Annotated in this window: 18 protein-coding genes; 14 read left to right on the top strand and 4 right to left on the bottom strand. The window is 52.5% G+C overall.

Translation table 11 applies throughout. The features are described from left to right. Positions 1 to 3: 3 nt before the first annotated feature. Together fliS and HALTITAN_RS22110 are read right to left on the bottom strand one after the other, a co-directional pair. Positions 4 to 420, bottom strand: a complete 417-nt coding sequence (gene fliS / locus HALTITAN_RS22115; protein ID WP_027958757.1) for a flagellar export chaperone FliS — start codon at positions 418 to 420, stop codon at positions 4 to 6. Positions 421 to 618: 198 nt separating this feature from the next. After that, positions 619 to 2,307, bottom strand: coding sequence for an HD domain-containing phosphohydrolase (locus HALTITAN_RS22110; RefSeq protein WP_039860571.1), 1,689 nt, complete (start codon positions 2,305 to 2,307; stop codon positions 619 to 621). 331 nt (positions 2,308 to 2,638) lie between these two features. On the opposite strand from HALTITAN_RS22110, the gene HALTITAN_RS22105 reads away from it, so the two are divergent. Beyond that, positions 2,639 to 3,004, top strand: a complete 366-nt coding sequence (locus tag HALTITAN_RS22105; protein ID WP_039860569.1) for a flagellar protein FlaG — start codon at positions 2,639 to 2,641, stop codon at positions 3,002 to 3,004. Positions 3,005 to 3,022: 18 nt separating this feature from the next. On the opposite strand, the gene fliE is transcribed toward HALTITAN_RS22105, so the two are convergent. Continuing rightward, entirely contained in the window at positions 3,023 to 3,355 is a 333-nt protein-coding gene (fliE, locus tag HALTITAN_RS22100; RefSeq protein ID WP_039860567.1) for a flagellar hook-basal body complex protein FliE, read from the bottom strand. Positions 3,356 to 3,610: 255 nt separating this feature from the next. Here fliE and fliF point away from each other — a divergent pair, with 255 nt between their 5' ends. From fliF to fliR, 13 genes are all read left to right on the top strand, one after another. Next, complete coding sequence (fliF, locus tag HALTITAN_RS22095) at positions 3,611 to 5,401, top strand: flagellar basal-body MS-ring/collar protein FliF (protein WP_027958753.1); 1,791 nt, start codon at positions 3,611 to 3,613, stop codon at positions 5,399 to 5,401. Then, on the top strand, positions 5,394 to 6,401 hold the full coding sequence (gene fliG, locus HALTITAN_RS22090; RefSeq protein WP_027958752.1) for a flagellar motor switch protein FliG: 1,008 nt from the start codon (positions 5,394 to 5,396) through the stop codon (positions 6,399 to 6,401). Before fliF ends, fliG begins: the two co-directional genes overlap by 8 nt. Next, the gene (locus HALTITAN_RS22085) at positions 6,394 to 7,167 is read left to right on the top strand and encodes a flagellar assembly protein FliH (protein WP_027958751.1); all 774 of its coding nucleotides are present in this window, start codon (positions 6,394 to 6,396) and stop codon (positions 7,165 to 7,167) included. Before fliG ends, HALTITAN_RS22085 begins: the two co-directional genes overlap by 8 nt. Before the next feature lie 11 nt (positions 7,168 to 7,178). After that, positions 7,179 to 8,573: a flagellar protein export ATPase FliI gene (gene fliI, locus HALTITAN_RS22080; protein ID WP_027958750.1), complete on the top strand. Its 1,395-nt coding sequence runs from the start codon at positions 7,179 to 7,181 to the stop codon at positions 8,571 to 8,573. Continuing rightward, the gene (gene fliJ / locus HALTITAN_RS22075; protein ID WP_027958749.1) at positions 8,570 to 9,022 is read left to right on the top strand and encodes a flagellar export protein FliJ; all 453 of its coding nucleotides are present in this window, start codon (positions 8,570 to 8,572) and stop codon (positions 9,020 to 9,022) included. Before fliI ends, fliJ begins: the two co-directional genes overlap by 4 nt. Positions 9,023 to 9,041: 19 nt before the next feature. Next, a complete protein-coding gene (locus HALTITAN_RS24595; RefSeq protein WP_051052187.1) occupies positions 9,042 to 10,583 on the top strand; it encodes a flagellar hook-length control protein FliK in 1,542 nt (513 codons plus the stop codon). Between the two features lie 180 nt (positions 10,584 to 10,763). Continuing rightward, complete coding sequence (gene fliL, locus HALTITAN_RS22065) at positions 10,764 to 11,240, top strand: flagellar basal body-associated protein FliL (RefSeq protein WP_009288428.1); 477 nt, start codon at positions 10,764 to 10,766, stop codon at positions 11,238 to 11,240. Positions 11,241 to 11,261: 21 nt separating this feature from the next. Further along, on the top strand, positions 11,262 to 12,317 hold the full coding sequence (gene fliM / locus HALTITAN_RS22060; RefSeq protein ID WP_009288427.1) for a flagellar motor switch protein FliM: 1,056 nt from the start codon (positions 11,262 to 11,264) through the stop codon (positions 12,315 to 12,317). Next, positions 12,314 to 12,841, top strand: coding sequence for a flagellar motor switch protein FliN (fliN, locus tag HALTITAN_RS22055; RefSeq protein ID WP_027958747.1), 528 nt, complete (start codon positions 12,314 to 12,316; stop codon positions 12,839 to 12,841). The genes fliM and fliN overlap by 4 nt, the downstream gene beginning before the upstream one ends. After that, on the top strand, positions 12,838 to 13,278 hold the full coding sequence (gene fliO, locus HALTITAN_RS22050; RefSeq protein WP_027958746.1) for a flagellar biosynthetic protein FliO: 441 nt from the start codon (positions 12,838 to 12,840) through the stop codon (positions 13,276 to 13,278). The genes fliN and fliO overlap by 4 nt, the downstream gene beginning before the upstream one ends. Before the next feature lie 89 nt (positions 13,279 to 13,367). Then, the gene (gene fliP, locus HALTITAN_RS22045; protein ID WP_051052194.1) at positions 13,368 to 14,102 is read left to right on the top strand and encodes a flagellar type III secretion system pore protein FliP; all 735 of its coding nucleotides are present in this window, start codon (positions 13,368 to 13,370) and stop codon (positions 14,100 to 14,102) included. A 45-nt stretch (positions 14,103 to 14,147) separates the two neighbouring features. Beyond that, positions 14,148 to 14,417 (top strand): flagellar biosynthesis protein FliQ, encoded by a 270-nt coding sequence (gene fliQ / locus HALTITAN_RS22040; protein ID WP_027958744.1) that lies wholly within the window; start codon positions 14,148 to 14,150, stop codon positions 14,415 to 14,417. A 4-nt stretch (positions 14,418 to 14,421) separates the two neighbouring features. Beyond that, a complete protein-coding gene (fliR, locus tag HALTITAN_RS22035) occupies positions 14,422 to 15,213 on the top strand; it encodes a flagellar biosynthetic protein FliR (RefSeq protein ID WP_009288425.1) in 792 nt (263 codons plus the stop codon). A gap of 98 nt (positions 15,214 to 15,311) precedes the next feature. Here fliR and flgL read toward each other — a convergent pair whose 3' ends face one another. Further along, complete coding sequence (flgL, locus tag HALTITAN_RS22030; protein WP_039860565.1) at positions 15,312 to 16,559, bottom strand: flagellar hook-associated protein FlgL; 1,248 nt, start codon at positions 16,557 to 16,559, stop codon at positions 15,312 to 15,314. Positions 16,560 to 16,566: the final 7 nt, after the last annotated feature.

Raw genomic sequence — 16,566 nt, 5'->3', positions numbered from 1 at the left:
GCCTCACGCGCTCTGCTGTTGACCAATATCACGCCAGGCTGAGGCGATATCTTCGAGCAGGCGTTCGGCCTGATTTAAGCTCTCTTCATCGTTACGCAGATTCGCCGCCAACAGTAGGCGCGAAATATAGTCATAAAGCGATGCTAAGCGTTCGGCAATCTCGCCGCCCTGCTCTTGATCAAGAGCGGCTACGAGACCGTTATTTACAATATCCAGCGCTTTCGATATCGACTTGCCTTTCTCGGCCGTATTACCCGACTGAATATGGATGCGTGCAGCACGAATAGCGGCCTGGGCGCCGTCAAACAACATCACAATAAGCTGATGAGGATCTGCCGACATCACTCCGCTTTCTACGCCAACACGCGCATAAGCGTTAGCTCCCCGCCCATAGGCGGCGCCACCGCGAGAGTAAGTCATAAGCGGAACTCCTATACGTGGTTTTATGCTCACCCTGGATAAGGAGAGACCACGATTATTAAAAGATAAAAATAAACAACAAACGGCACTACTAGTATCTATCGGCGTGAGCCTGGGGGACTTTAACGGCTTACAACGCTTTTTTCAGCGCAGCTCATGACTCGACCAACTGCCATCACGCATTAACTTCCTGCTTACTCAAGTAGACACGGCGATCTCACCGACAGTTCGCCCAAGTCGCTCAGCGATATTACCCCCCACGATCACTCCCACATTGTCACGCATTGGCGGCTCGACCTGTGGCGCAAGCAACACCTCTGTGGGGTTGCCTTTAGCATCAAGACGTAAGATCCACCCCTTCTGCTGGCTAGAGAACTGCGCCAGCGAACCTATTGGCAATCCCTTGAAATGATCGATATAGCGTTTAATCCAACGCATATCAAAATGGTGTGGGTGCTGCAATAAATGCCGATAAATTTGCTGTGCTGTTTTAGCTGGACGATCTGCACGGTCACGTCGCATAGCTTCTACTACGTCGACAACAGCACTCGCCTTAGCCAGTTCACTGAGGTCAGCCCCACTCAACCCGCATGGATACCCACTACCATCCATACGCTCGTTAACCCCCCCAATCACCGCCTGGACAATACCCGCAGACAGCCATTGGCAGTTATGTAAGCGGTCTAGCAACAGCTGGACATGCTCACTGATCGCCTCTCGATGCTTAGCTTCAAAGTGCGGCGCCTTGAACAGCACCTGAGGCACAAGCGCCTTGCCAAGATCGTGAATAAGACCGCTGGCCACTATCGCCTTGCGCAACTCACGAGGCATGCTGGCACCCACAAAATCGAGCAAATGCACAGCCACAGCAATACCGTGGCGCACTATTAAAGGCTCGGGAGATAAGCAACGTGAAGCAAATAGCAGCGCCTCACGATCCTCTTCATGAAGACCCAATATGCGATCAGCATAGCGGGAGAGCTGACGCCCATCGATATCGCTACCTTGTTGTAACGACAACAACTGTGTATCCAGATAGGCAGCGACTTTGACAAGCCGACGCGCCATAGGGGTCGCGTAGCGCTTGACATCACGCCGCCCAAGCAACTCTCCTGCACCGGATCGTTTGCTTGGCAGCGCGAACAGCGGAGAGGGCTGACGCTCGTTTTGTTCTTCTTTTTTATAGCGTGCCGCTTCGCGCTCTATTTCACACACGAAATACCAAATTTGCCGCTCTTGCTCCGCACTACACTCAACGAAGTTAAAACCGACGCGCAGTAGATGGCGCTCAGCGTCGGTTTTTTGATGACGAGCCTCTCCAAGCACTTCAAAGTAGGTGCCGTCGGGGAAGGTAAACGCCAACTTTAGCGGGCTAGCGGCTCCCGCTAGCAGCCCGCTAGCGGCCAATGGCAATTCAAGCTGGCAGCCGTCCTGGGATAAATCCCGCAGCTCACCCTCTATCTCGGCATCACCACCATACAAACCTGCCGACACCACCATCCCCATGCGCAGCTCAGCACGGAAGGACTCACGACGCTGCAGCACTTCCAACGATGCAGGATAATCACTGCAACACAAAAAGCGCCCCCCGGCCTGACGCGTCTCCGTCAGTTGCAGGAGCGGCGTTTGCAGCACTTTCCCCTGCGCCTGCCCGCGCAAGTAAAACGCAGCACCACCCTGTAAATGGTGAAGTAAATAGTCAACAGAGGAAAGATCCATCACCAATGCTTGGCCCTGGTGCTGCTCCATCAAGACAATGGGCTCTGGACGAGCTCCCGTCGCAGCAAGACAGAGCGAGACGCCACCGGTTTCGATCAAGGTATTCAGCAGAGACTCGATCACTGTTGTACTTACTATTGTTTCAAACTCATCCTGCTGCGCCACCATTCTCGCCTCGCTTACTCTTATGCGTTAATTAGTTCACCGCAAACTCGAGAAGCATATCAGATGCCCACAGCATGGCGTATGCACAAAAAGCCACCATTTTCATACTTATTAGGCAAGCCATAGCAAACAGAGAGAGGAGGCTATATGGCTGACACTCCCAAGAACCAGAAAACAAAACGCCACGTCGGCAAGAGTAAAGTTTTTTAGCTGACTGCCGATACTGATATAGAAACACTTATTGATAAGCAAAATTCCAAGCTATGGCTGCCGCTCCACGCTGTTGCACTCCTAACTGGCTGCCAGAGCTGATCTTAAAGGAGGAACGTGCCCCATGAGCTCACTACCCACCGAAGCAACAACGCTGCAGTCATCAGGCTTAGCCCAGCTGAACCCAAGCCAACGGCTCGAAAACACTCTAGCTCAGCTAGCAACAACGAACACTCAGATTAAAAACATAGACATTAATGAGCAGGAAATATCATCCGAAGAGCTCGTCAAACCCATCCAGCGCATTAACGAGACAATGCGCCCACATGGCTTAGAATTCGAATTAAGCGAAGTAACATCACGCGTGATCACGCGGGTCATAGATAGGGAGTCTGGCGACGTCATACGCCAGATCCCAGCAGAAGAAGTACTCAAAATTGCCGAGCGACTTGAAGAAATGCAGGGACGAATAATCTCAATTGAAGCCTAATGCGTGACGTAGACAACCCTACACTTGCATGTTCATAACATCACGATATGCAGATACCAAACGATTGCGAACCTGAAGCCCCATTTGAAACGCAACGCTGGCCTTCTGCATGTCAACCATCACGTCATTGAGCTGCAAATCAGGATCACCCGCCTGAAAAGCCATCGCCTGACTGTTAGCCGTCTGCTGAAGTCGGTTAATGCGCTGAATCGAGGCCTGCAGCTCACCGCCAAAACCGCCCTGCCCGACAGCCGCTGACGCCTGCGCACCACTAAGGGGCTGCGTGGATGCCGCTTGGGTCGCCATGCCTTGCATCTGCTGTAGCGCAGCCTGTATTGCGGGAGTACTCATACGCTCACCTCAATTCGCAAAAAATATCTAATGCAAAAAGCCTAACACCAAAGCGCCCCGCCTCATACGGACAAATGCGCATAAAAAGCGAAGCTTATCGTTCCTTTATGCTCGACTAGTCACCGGATAATGACTGTCATCACAATTCCGCCTCATCTTTTTGGCGGATAACCGCGATCGACGGATATAGCCTATGCCTTCTTTGGTGATGCGCCTGGGCCGACACCAGTTTTGCCTGCCCCTCTGGAGGGTCGCATGAGCGAAACCGGTGCAACGGCAGGCCGTCAAAACAGTACGAATCAAGCCGCTCCCCGCAGTGGAAATATCAATAGTGGAAGCACCGGTAGTGGAAACACCGAACGCGACACCAGCGGCTCAGCTTTTGAGCGTACGCTGAAACAGCTGCGTGGCAATCCGCTAGTCGCACTGCTTATCGCAGGCGCCGCCTCAATTGCTATTGTGGCGGCTCTATTTATGTGGGCCAGCAGTCCCGAGTACCGCGTGCTGTATAGCAACCTAAGCGAAGCTGATGGTGGCAGCATCATCAATGAGCTCGATACCCGCGGCATTCCTTACCAGTTCAGCGAAGGCGGCCAGGCATTAATGGTGCCTAGTGATCAAGTCCACACACTGCGCCTGCAGCTTGCTGAGCAGGGGTTACCCCGCGGGGGCAACCTTGGCCTTGAACTAATGGACAGCCAGGCATTTGGGATTAGCCAGTTTGCCGAGCAAATTAATTACCAGCGAGGTCTTGAAGGTGAGCTTGCGCGCTCAATCGAATCGCTGGGGCCGGTGGAAAGCGTGAGAGTGCACCTCTCCATGGCCAAGCCATCAGTCTTTATTCGCGACCGTGAGCCAGCTAAAGCATCCGTTGTGATGACTCTTTTACCGGGCCGGGTTTTAGGTGAAGGCCAGGTCAGCGCGATCGTTCATATGGTTTCGGGCAGCGTGCCTGACCTAGCCGCTGAAGATGTCACGGTGGTTAATCAGGATGGCCGACTGCTGTCTGCCGAGACAAGCAACGGTAATGACCTGGATGGTTCACAGCTTGAATATATTGTCGAGGTTGAGCGCTCTTACCAGCAGCGTATTGAGCATATTCTAACGCCCATCTTGGGTCGTGATAATGTGCGCGCCCAGGTTGCAGCGCAAATCGACTTCTCTCGACGCGAGCAGACCTCTGAACGCTACGGGCCCAATCAGCCCCCCAACGAAGCAGCCGTACGTAGCCGCCAGTTGAGCCTTACATTTGACGGTGAAGACCCATTGGCCACCGGCATTCCAGGCGCGCTGAGCAACACGCCGCCAGGCACACTGCCCTCCCCCATCAACCAGCCGGAGGGCGAGGAAGAGGATGCTAATCAGCAAGAGGATGTGCCCCCCGAAGCGTTGCGCAACTTGCGTCAGGATGACGTCATCAACTACGAAGTTGATCGCAGCATTGAGCATGTCCAGCATCGCCTTGGTCAGATAGAGCGGCTATCCGCCGCGGTGGTCGTAAACTACCGTTCGGAAATGAACGATGAAGGCGAGTGGGTCGACGTTGCGCTAACCGATGAAGAAATTGCCCAGATTGAGCGTCTAGTTCGTCAAGCAATGGGCTTCTCGCAACTGCGAGGCGATGAAGTGGAGGTCGTCAACTCTCCCTTCGCGCGCAGTGTCGAGGAAACCGCGGAGGTCGAATGGTGGAAAGATCCCAGCGTTCTGTCACTGGCTGGCAAGGTAGGTCGCTACCTATTGGTTGCCCTGGCGATTCTATTGCTCTACCTGCTGATTTTGCGCCCCTTAATTAAACGCTATACCCAAACACCGGTTATGGCGGCAGCAACGCCCGGCGGCACGCTGGCCGCCAGCGTAGGCGGTGAAGATGATGACGAAGAAGGCGAAGAGCCATCAGGCGAGAGCGATGAGACCTACGCCAAGCCGAAGCGTCGGCGTAAAACCTCACTCTATGAGCATAACCTCAATGACCTGCGTGAAATGGCTCAAGAAGACCCCCGCATGGTCGCGATGATCATTCGTAGCTGGATGAATGCCAATGAGTAGTTCAATTGCTGAAATGAACGGGGCTCGCAAGAGCGCCATCTTATTGCTTGCACTCGATGAAGACAGTGCCGCTGAGGTCTTTAAATACCTCGGCGCTGCGGAAGTGCAAGAAATCAGTATGGAGATGGCCCGGCTGAACCAGGTCTCCCATGACGACATGAAGGCGGTGCTCGAAGCATTCCATAAAGAGACCGAAGAGTTTGTAGCGCTTAATCTTAACTCCAGCGATCACATTCGCTCAGTGCTGACCAAAGCACTGGGCAGCGAACGCGCGACGAGTCTGATTGAAGATATTCTAGAGACCACTGGCAATAATTCGGGCATTGACGCGCTTAACCTCATGGAAGCCTCCATGGTGGCCGAACTCATTCGCGACGAGCACCCGCAAATTATCGCAACCATTCTAGTTCACCTGGATCGTCATCAAGCCTCCGACATCCTCGAGCTATTCGAGGAAAAACTGCGCAATGACGTGGTTCTTCGTATCGCTACTTTCAGCGGCGTTCAGCCCGCCGCACTGCAAGAGCTGACCGAAGTACTCACTAGCATGCTGGACGGTCAGAACCTCAAGCGCAGCAAAATGGGCGGCGTAAGAACCGCGGCCGAGATCCTCAACTTGATGAACTCCTCCCAAGAAGAGACCGCCATCGAGACCGTGCGTGCGCACAGCGAGGATTTGGCTCAGAAAATTATCGACGAAATGTTCTTGTTCGAGAATCTGCTCGACCTCGACAACCGCGCTATTCAAATGGTGCTCCAAGAAGTCGATACCAACTCGCTGGTGGTGGCCCTTAAAGGGGCTCAGGACGCCTTGGTGGACAAATTCCTGCGCAATATGTCACAGCGCGCTGCCGATTTAGTTCGTGAAGATATGGAAGCCCGCGGCCCGATCCGCGTCTCTCAGGTGGAAACCGAGCAGAAGGCTATATTGCAGGTCGTTAGGCGCTTAGCTGATTCTGGTGAAATCGTCTTGGCAGGTGGAGACGACGAGTATGTCTAATACTCACTCGCCGAAATTTGATCGCCATGGCGATTGGCGCCGCTGGCAAATGGAAGAACTGGCGTCCACGAAGAGTAGCCATGCCTCAGAGGGCGAGGTACCCACGGCCCATCAACGCAAAGTACAGGCGGCACAAAAAGCGGCTGAACTGGCACGCCAACGTGAAGAGGATGAGCGCCAGGCACTGCACGAGCGTATTCGTCAGCAAGCCGAAAAAGAGGGCTATGACGCAGGCTTTGAGCAGGGTCGCAAAGAGGGGTTGGAAAAGGGGTTAGCAGACGCTGCCGAACAGGCCAAAAAAGAGCTAGAAGCACAAATCCACAAGACCGTTGCGCCGCTGGAAACACTGGGCAAACAGTTTTCAAATGCGCTTGAACGACTTGATGACACCATCGCCTACGACCTGGTTGAGTTAGCACTGGCCACCGGCAAACAACTTGCTAGCGATGCCCTACAGGACACACCTGAACAAGTTTTGGCCATTGTCCGCGAGCTTCTGCACACCGAGCCTCCCTTGGTAGGCCAGCAACGTCTTTGGCTTAACCCCGATGATCACGCTTTAGTAGAGGAGCACTTGGGTAATGAGCTCAGGGCCGCCAATTGGAAGCTCCAGCCTGATGACCAACTGGCCCGTGGCGGGTGCCGGGTAACCAGTGCTCAGGGTGAAATTGACGCAACCTTTGAAAGCCGTTGGCACGCTATTCAAGCCCAATCGCGCAAACGCGGTCTCAATTCTCCACCCTCCTCTAACGTCCCTTCATCCTAGGCGGATACGCTATGGCAGATACCACCTGTCCCCATCAACATCGCTGGAATAAGGCATTGCGACGCACGCAGCAGCGTGTTAGCCATCTGCCTCGCTACCGCAATAACGGCCGCGTCATTCGTGCGACGGGAATGGTGATTGAAGTGGTTGGGCTACGTGTGGCGGTGGGTAGCGCCTGTCGGATTGAATTGCCGGGCAGCGACGGTCGCTTGTCCGACAGCGATAGGCATGCCGAAGCGGAAGTCGTCGGCTTTTCTGGTGATAAGCTATTCCTGATGCCCTTGGAAGAGGTCATAGGGCTAATGCCTGGCGCTCGCGTCGCGCCTCTTGATGAAAGCGGCAACAACAGTGCCCGCCGCTTCCCGATGGGCGATAGTCTGCTGGGCCGGGTACTGGATGGCAATGGCAATCCGCTTGATGATCGGGAGGGCATCGATGAGATACCTCGAGCAACACTCAGCTCGCCGCCGCTTAATCCGCTTTCTCGCGCGCCAATTGATGCGCAAATTGACGTAGGCATTCGCGCTATTAATGCGCTGCTTTGCGTAGGTCGCGGTCAGCGTATGGGGCTATTTGCAGGCTCCGGTGTGGGCAAGTCAGTATTGCTAGGCATGATGGCACGCTACACCAAGGCCGACGTCATTGTGGTGGGCTTGATTGGTGAGCGGGGCCGTGAAGTACAAGACTTTATCGATAACATTTTGGGCCCTGAGGGTCGACGGCGTGCTGTCGTCGTCGCCGCCCCCGCTGATACCTCACCGCTACAGCGCTTACAGGGTGCCGCGTATGCGACTCGCCTGGCAGAAGGTTTTCGTGACGAAGGTCGTGATGTCCTGCTGATCATGGATTCGTTAACCCGGTACGCCATGGCACAGCGGGAAATTGCCCTGGCCATTGGTGAGCCACCCGCTACTAAAGGTTATCCGCCGTCGGTTTTTGCAAAGCTGCCCGGCTTAGTGGAGCGCGCAGGTAATGCTGAGCGTGGTGGTGGTTCCATTACGGCGTTTTATACCGTGCTAACCGAGGGCGATGATCAACAAGATCCTATTGCCGATTCTGCTCGCGCCATTCTAGACGGGCATATCGTGCTGTCGAGAACGCTAGCGGAAGCAGGTCATTATCCGGCCATCGATATTGAAGCTTCAATTAGCCGCGCAATGACCTCCATCGCCTCAGCCGATCAGCTTCAGGAAGCGCGAGTGTTCAAACAGCTCTTCTCGCGCTACCAGCGTAACCGGGATCTTATCAGCGTGGGGGCCTACAGCCCTGGCCATGATCCCCAGCTCGACGAAGCAGTGAAACGCTTTCCATCGTTGGAAAACTTCCTTCAACAGAATATTGATGAGTGTGCAACGCTTGTCGATGCTCGCCAAGCGCTGCACGCACTGGTAGGAGGACGCACATGAGCACTTCCCAGCTCGAAATGTTAACCGACTTAGCCAGAGGTGCCCGCGACCAAGCGGGTAAAGTACTGGCACAAGAGCGACAAACGGAGCAACAAACGACCGCTCAGTTACAGTCGCTACTGAGCTATCGGGCGGAGTACGCTGAGCGCTTGCAGAAAGCGATGCGTGACGGCATTGACCCTGCCACTATGTACAACTATCAGCAGTTCTTAGCCTCTTTGGACGCGGCCCTAAGCCGCGCTCGACAAGCGTTAGCGTCTCAACAGGCAAGCGTTGAACAGAGTAAAAAGAACTGGCAACAAGAGCAGCGAAAGCTCTCTTCCTACGATACACTGGCGTCGCGTCGACTACTTGAAGAGCACCGCCGCAGTGAACGTCATGAACAAAAAACTAACGATGACTTGGTGACAAGCCGCGCGGCTCGTCAGCATAACGACACTCCGCATTAGCGGGGCCAGGGAACTGAACATGAACATTCACCAGTTGCTTTCGGTCAGCCAAAATTCGCCTCAGACGCAGTCTCAAGGCACTTTCGGCCAACAAGACACAGCTAAGGGCGTATTTCATCAAACGCTGTTGCAAGCGTCTGGCGCTCAGCGATTATCAGCGTCTGCTTTCAGTGAAGCTGCTGCTTCTCATACGCCGCGATCGCAAGCTCAGCTAAATGAACTCAGCTCTCTTTTGTCGGATGCATCAGCTGACGATGTAGAAAATTTGAGTGAAGTCCTGCAAACCCTGGGACTGGATGTCAGTGAGCGCGATTTGTCTGAATTATTGGCTCAGTTGCAACAGCCGAGCTCAGAGGTCAGCCTAGAAACGCTAGGTCTAGATGCTGGAGAAGCATTGACTCCCCTTGACGAAATTGCCGGCCGTCTCGCGCTAATGGCATCTTTTACGGAAAGCAGGCCTGAGTTGGCTTCACCCGCTGCCCCAGCCACGCTGGAAGCAATCGCTGAACAGTTAAATATTAGTCAATCGGAAGCGGCACAGCTGGTCGATTCCAAGGGACTCAAGACAATTGCCCAGTATCTAAGTATGGATAAAAGTGGGCCTGGGCAGTCTATCGACCCAGCCGCGCTGGAAGCCATTGCCGATCAGTTAAATATTAATCAAACGGATGCTGCGCAGCCTATCGTCCCAGCAGAGCTGAAGGTCGTCGCTGAGCAGTTAAATATTAGTCAAACGGAAGCAGCACAGCTTGCCTCCGCGCTAAATGCGCTGGCTGGTCAGCTACAAAGTGCCTCCCCCCAATCAGCAGAGTCGGCTCAGTTAACCAATGTCCGCTCGCCTGTTGCCGAGCTCCAGGCAGCCCTAAGGCCACAACCTGATACTTTCTTTGCTCAAATGAACACTGGTAATGCAGCTCAGCAGATTAACTCTCCCACTGCAGCCACCCAGATCAGCAGCGAAGCCTTAATGTCCGCTCTATTGACAGGAGACGGGGCTTCGAAAGCAAGCCCAAGCAGTGAGCACTTACTTACTGGATTATCGTTAAATACCGGCAGCAGTCCGTTAGCTACATCGCAATCTACCCAAGGCTTTTCGCCCAATGTCACACCGACAGCGGCCACTTTAGCGACACCTGTCAACAGCCCCGCCTGGCCACAACAGTTGAGCCAGCAGTTAGTACAGATTTCACAGCGTGGTGGCGAACAGCACGTTCAGATGCAATTAAACCCTGCAGAATTAGGGCCGTTGTCTATCTCCCTGAAGTTTGGTGAACAGGGGGCGCAAGCGCACTTTTTGTCCGCCCATGCCCAGGTACGCCAAGTGCTCGAACAAGCGATTCCCCAGCTGAGGGAAGCGCTGGCTGAGCAAGGCATTTCGCTAGGCGAGACATCGGTTGGCGAACAGCGTGACCCCAACGAGCAGGCTTTTGCTCAATCAGGCGGCAAACAGGGTGCCGAGGCTGGGAGCGGCAACGGCGATATAGGCTTGGATGAATCACTTACCCAAAGCACCGAGCGCAGCCCGCTAAGACTGGATGGGCGGGTCGATCTATACGCCTAAGCATTGACAGAGTGCATGACCATTCTAGAACTACGTCGATTAATACGCTCATAAATACGTACGTGAAATAGCTAAACCAAAAGATAGGCTTACCAAATAAGCCTGTTCATTTCATCACCAGCATGCGCTTTAGGCATAATACATTGCTAGTGATACGCATGGAGTTCACAGGAATCGCAAATGGCAGAAAAAAGCGGCGGGTCAAAAAAACTGCTCTGGATAATGATCATCCTGGTCTTGCTGTCGTCAGCAGGCGCAGCGGCAGCTATTTATATGGTAATGGATCAGCGTGATGACGGTTCAGAAGACGCTGAGATGCAGCAAGCGATGGAGCGCGAGCCGCCTATTTTTATGCGTATTGAACCCTTTACCGTCAATCTTGCCGATGACAGTTATGGTTCACGCTTGCTCTATACAGGCGTGACTCTTCGTGTGGGTGATGAAGAGAGTAAAACCATTCTAGAAGAGCATATGCCTCAAGTGCGCAGCCGTTTGCTGATGCTGCTATCCGGCAAGCAGGCTGATGAACTTACTTCCCCGGAAGGTAAGCAGCAGCTTGCACAAGCGATTGTTGATCGACTCAACGTCCCGCTGACGGAGAATCAGCCGCCACTTGATTTGCGTGAAGTTTTATTCACCGAATTTATTGTGCAATAACCTCGGGAACTGGAGCCGTTCATGTCACAGGACGATCTACTGTCCCAGGAAGAAATAGATGCCCTGCTAAAGGGCGTTAGTGGAGACGATGAGCCATCGGCTTCATCTTCCCATGCGTCAGATGAAGCCCGGGTTCGCCCTTACGATCCGTCGACCCAGCATCGCGTTATTCGTGAGCGTTTGCATGCGCTTGATTTTATCAACGAGCGCTTTGCTCGCTACTTTCGTACTGGCCTGTTTAACCTACTGCGGCGTAGCGCGGACATTACCGTCGAGTCAGTTCGCTATCAAAGCTTTAGCGAGTTCTCACGTAATGTTCCCGTGCCTACCAACCTGAACATTGTGTCGATGAAGCCACTGCGGGGTTCAGCACTCGTCGTATTCCCCCCCAATCTCGTTTTTATGGTGGTGGATAACCTTTTCGGTGGTGACGGTCGTTTTGTCACTAAATCGGACGGCCGGGAGTTCACTAATACTGAACAGCGTATTATCCAGCGCCTGCTCAATCTCGCTATTGAGGCATACCAAGAGGCCTGGAAAGTCGTTTATCCGCTGGATGTCAGTTTTTTACGCTCAGAAGTGCAATCAAAGTTTGCCAACATTACCAACTCACCCAATGAAATTGTGGTGAACACCAAGTTCAACATTGAAGTGGGCAACCTATCTAGCAATTTTCAGATATGCATGCCGTACGCCATGATTGAGCCGCTACGCGACTTACTAGCTAACCCAATTAATGACAGCAATCACGACCAAGACGGCAGTTGGTCACGCCGAATGGCAAGTGAGCTGCGTCAGTCGGAAGTGGAGCTAGTCGCTGAATTTGCTCAGATACCCAGCCGTATCGCCCATGTGATGGGATTGAAAAAAGGCGACGTGCTGCCGTTAGACATTCCAAGTTCAATCACCGCAAGCGTTGACGGGGTGCCCGTCATGGAGTGCGAGTACGGAAGTCAACGTCAACAGCATGCACTGCGTGTGTTACATATGATTGACCATGCCGCTATGAATAATGCATCGTCCAAGGACTTCATTAAAGGGTCTACGCGACAGAAAGCCAAGGAATCCAAAGCATGACTGATCCCAATAAGCCTGATCAGAACGTCTCTGACGACGATTGGGCGGATGCCATGTCCGAGCAAGAAGAACCCACCTCCAGCGCCGATGCTGCCAGCGAAGAGGAAGATCCTTGGGCAGCCGCAATGGCGGAACAAGAAGCTGCTGAAGAGAGCGAAGAAGAGACAGCTGCTGCCCCAGAAGAGCCCAAAGCACCTGCAGCGAAAGCGGCAAGTGAGGATATCTTCCGTCCGTTGAGCCCAGACAGCGGCTCTTCCCAGGCGCGTGAGCTTGAGATGATCATGGATATCCCGGTGAAGCTCACCGTGGAACTCGGCCGTACAAAGCTAACTATTAAGCAGTTACTGGAGTTGGCACAAGGGTCTGTTATTGAGCTTGAAGGACTCGCCGGAGAGCCGATGGATATCTTGATTAACGGCTACTTGATTGCTCAAGGCGAAGTTGTTGTGATCGAAGATAAGTACGGCATTCGGATTACTGAAATCATCACGCCTTCTGAACGTATTCATAAATTGAACCGATGAGCGTTGCAACCTCTTCGGCGCAGAATGGTTCGCTCGATGCACTAGGTAACGGTGGCGAGGCATTGGTAGGGATGGCCGTTTTGGGCAAGACTGCCGCGGCTTTAGCTCTCGTTATTGCGATCATTTTAATCTGTACAGCGCTTTTAAAGCGCTGGAGCAACCATACCACTCGCCATGGCGCCCACCTGCGCATTGTGGGCAGTACGGCTGTGGGAAATCGTGAGCGTATCGTGATTGTTGAAGTAGAAGATACCTGGTTGGTTGTTGGAGTGGGAGGTGGCCGAATTACTAAACTCCACGAGCGCCCGGCCCCTGAAGAGCGCCCGCCAACCGCATCAGCTCCGCCTTCCTCACGCTTTGCGCGTCGTTTATCCAAAGCGCTAGCCGCAGGCCGTCGCGACTCGTCTGCGCCCACCGATCCACATCAGACGCCATGAGGTACCGGATGCACCTTTTTTGGCCCTGTGTTTTGAAGAACCTTTTTTTGAAGAGCCATGTTTTGAATAGCAAAACGGCTAAACCGTTCATGATGTGGCTTGTGTTTGCTGTCGCGTGTTTTATAGCCAGCCCTGTGCATGCACAACAGATTCCCGGCATTATTTCTCAGCCGCTTGATGACGGGGGCCAGCAGTGGTCATTGTCGCTGCAAACCCTGCTTTTCCTAAGTTCTCTAGCGTTTTTGCCCTCCATGCTGCTGATGATGACGAGCTTCACTCGTATCATCATTGTGCTTAGCCTGTTGCGGACAGCGATGGGCACCCAGGCAACGCCGCCCAACCAAGTGCTGTTAGGGATAGCGCTGTTTTTAACTTTTTTTATCATGTCACCCGTATTGGCCCAGGTATATGACAACGCCTGGGTGCCGCTGACTAATGAGACGATAAATTTTGAAGAGTTTTTACTGCTGGCTCAGGATCCATTTCGGGAATTTATGCTCGCTCAAACCCGAGAGCCGGATCTGGCACTGTTTGTTCGCCTAGCCGATGTGGGCCCCATGCAAGGCCCGGAAGAACTGCCAATGCGTGTCTTGCTGCCCGCCTTTGTCACCAGTGAACTAAAAACGGCCTTTCAAATCGGCTTTACCATTTTCATTCCGTTTTTGATCATTGACCTCGTGGTGGCCAGCACATTGATGGCATTGGGGATGATGATGGTTCCGCCCATCACTATCTCATTACCTTTTAAACTGATGCTGTTCATTTTAGTGGATGGCTGGCAGCTTATTATTGGCTCGATGGCAGAAAGCTTTTACATGATATAGCGCGTTATACCGCACATTGTTTATACAGCCCACAGGAACCCAGCTATGACACCCGAGATGGTGATGAGCATTGCTTATCAAGGAATGCGAGTAACGCTTCTACTTGCTGGCCCCATGCTGTTGGCGGCGCTATTCACCGGCCTTATCATCAGCTTATTTCAAGCCGCGACTCAGATAAATGAAATGACACTAACCTTTATTCCTAAAATTCTGGCTGTGTTCGCGGTGTTGGTATTAGCAGGCCCATGGCTGATTGGCTTAATTACCGATTTTACTCACCGCCTATTTACTAATATCCCCAGTATGGTGATGTAGCGCTATGGTGGAAGTCACTTTCGCACAGCTGCAAGGGTGGCTAGTGGCTTTTTTATGGCCGTTTGCGCGCATTACAGCTTTCATGGCAGCGTCGCCTCTATGGGGCCACTCCAGCGTTCCCAACCAAGCCAAAGTAGGTTTGGCAGCCTTAATTTCCATTGTCATCGCGCCGATTTTACCAGCTATGCCGGATATAGCTGTAATGTCCTGGGCAGGCGTGGGGATTATGATCGAACAGATTCTAATCGGCTTGGCGATGGGGCTCGTCATGCATATCATGTTTGCGGTTGTTCAAGCGGCGGGGGATTTTATCGGTCTGCAAATGGGCCTAGCGTTTGCGAGCTTTTTTGATGCTTCGAGTGGTACCAACATTATGGTGCTCTCACGCATTCTCTACATGATCACTCTGCTCATGTTTTTGGCCATGAATGGTCATCTGATGGTGCTTGAAACCTTGATTATGAGCTTCCAAACGCTGCCCATTGGCATTGGGACGTTCAACCCAGATGCGTTTATTTTGTTATCTCGTTATGCGGGCACGATTTTTGCGTCGGGAATGTTATTGGCGCTACCATTGGTGGGATCCTTGCTGACCATCAACCTGGCGCTGGGCATACTGAACCGTTCTGCCCCCCAGCTCACCGTCTTCAATATTGGCTTTCCTACCTCTCTTATCGTGGGGCTAATATTAATGATGGTGCTCATGACCGACATTAACCGCTTTCTACAGCGGTTGTTTACGCAAGGCCTAGAGTTTATGCAGACGTTAATCGAAACGATGGCGCCCTTAAACTAACAAACCCATGCTGTAGGTGAAAGGTTTCACATAAGCATGGGTTAAAGTTTGTTTGAGCAATACGCAAAGTGATCAAGCAATAGCAAAAAGCGGATCTATTACATATAGTTCAACAGCGATAAGCCTTTAATATCCACAAACGTTTTCTGTGCCGCTTGCAAACCCACTTGACGCAAGCTGTATTCAGAAATGGCCTCGGCATAATCAAGGTCTACCAAATCAGATAACGTCTCCGTATAGTTCATCATCCTATTGCCCCCTACAACATCCACAACGTCAAGCTCATTAACCCGTGCCCCTACTGAAGCCAGCACCGTTGAAACATTATCTAGCGCATTATCCAAATCACGCATTGAGGTATTCAGGGTATTACGCAGGTCAGCTTTTTTAGCGTCGGTGTCGGCCGGATTTTCCAAAACGCGAATGGCTTCTTCCATGCTACGGAAGAGATTGGGCTCGCGTTGTTCGCCACCTGCTTGCGCGACTAGAATCGAGTCTCCAGCAGTAGGCGTACCTTCTAAATCAATTGACACACCGCCGTAGGTTACTTGCTGAGCAGAGTCGCCCAAATTACCTGTATAACCTTCAGTTTGAACTGCATTCCAGTCAGTGCCATCAAATGTCTCGATGTCGAATGTATCAGCAGGGGTGTTAAAGGTTATACGGAAATCTGTTCCATAATCTGCATCATTAACATCGCGTATCTGCGGCCCGCGAAATGTCACATTGCCACTATTCAGACTGCCGTCATCTTTCTTTGCTTCTGCCACGTAGCCGGCACTGCTAGGTACGCTTTTGAAAATGGTGTCGCCATTGTCCGCGACCTTGACCAACCGCGTAGAGTCGATTCGCTGTTCGCGTACATTAAAGTCCCCTTGATACTGCACGTTACCGCTGGCATCTTTCGTGAAGGGCTGAGCACTGTCTTTATAGCCGCCAAACAGATAGCGCCCGTTACCATCGGTGGCATTGGCCTGACCGATCATCGTTTCATAGATGCCTTTGAGCTCGCTGGCAACGGACTCACGGTCAACGTCACTTAACGTATCGCTAGAGGCCTGAACCAGACGTCCTTTTGCGCTATCAATTGCATCGACAATACTTCTCAAAATGCTATCAGTTTGTGATAGCGAGTTGCGCGCAGAAATGCGTGAATCAGCATATTGCTGAGTAATCGCTTGTGACTGATCCACGCCCACTGCACGCGATGCTGCCTGCGGGTCATCAGAAGGATTAACTACACGCCGACCACTGGCAATCTGCTGGCTGACCTTCGACAGATTGCCCTGCTGACGGTTTAAGGACGCGGTACTCTGCTCAAACATGGTAACAGTACTAATACGCATAATTTAT

This window comes from Vreelandella titanicae BH1 (assembly GCF_000336575.1).
Lineage (GTDB): Bacteria > Pseudomonadota > Gammaproteobacteria > Pseudomonadales > Halomonadaceae > Vreelandella > Vreelandella titanicae.
This window is presented reverse-complemented; position numbering and strand designations above follow the sequence as displayed.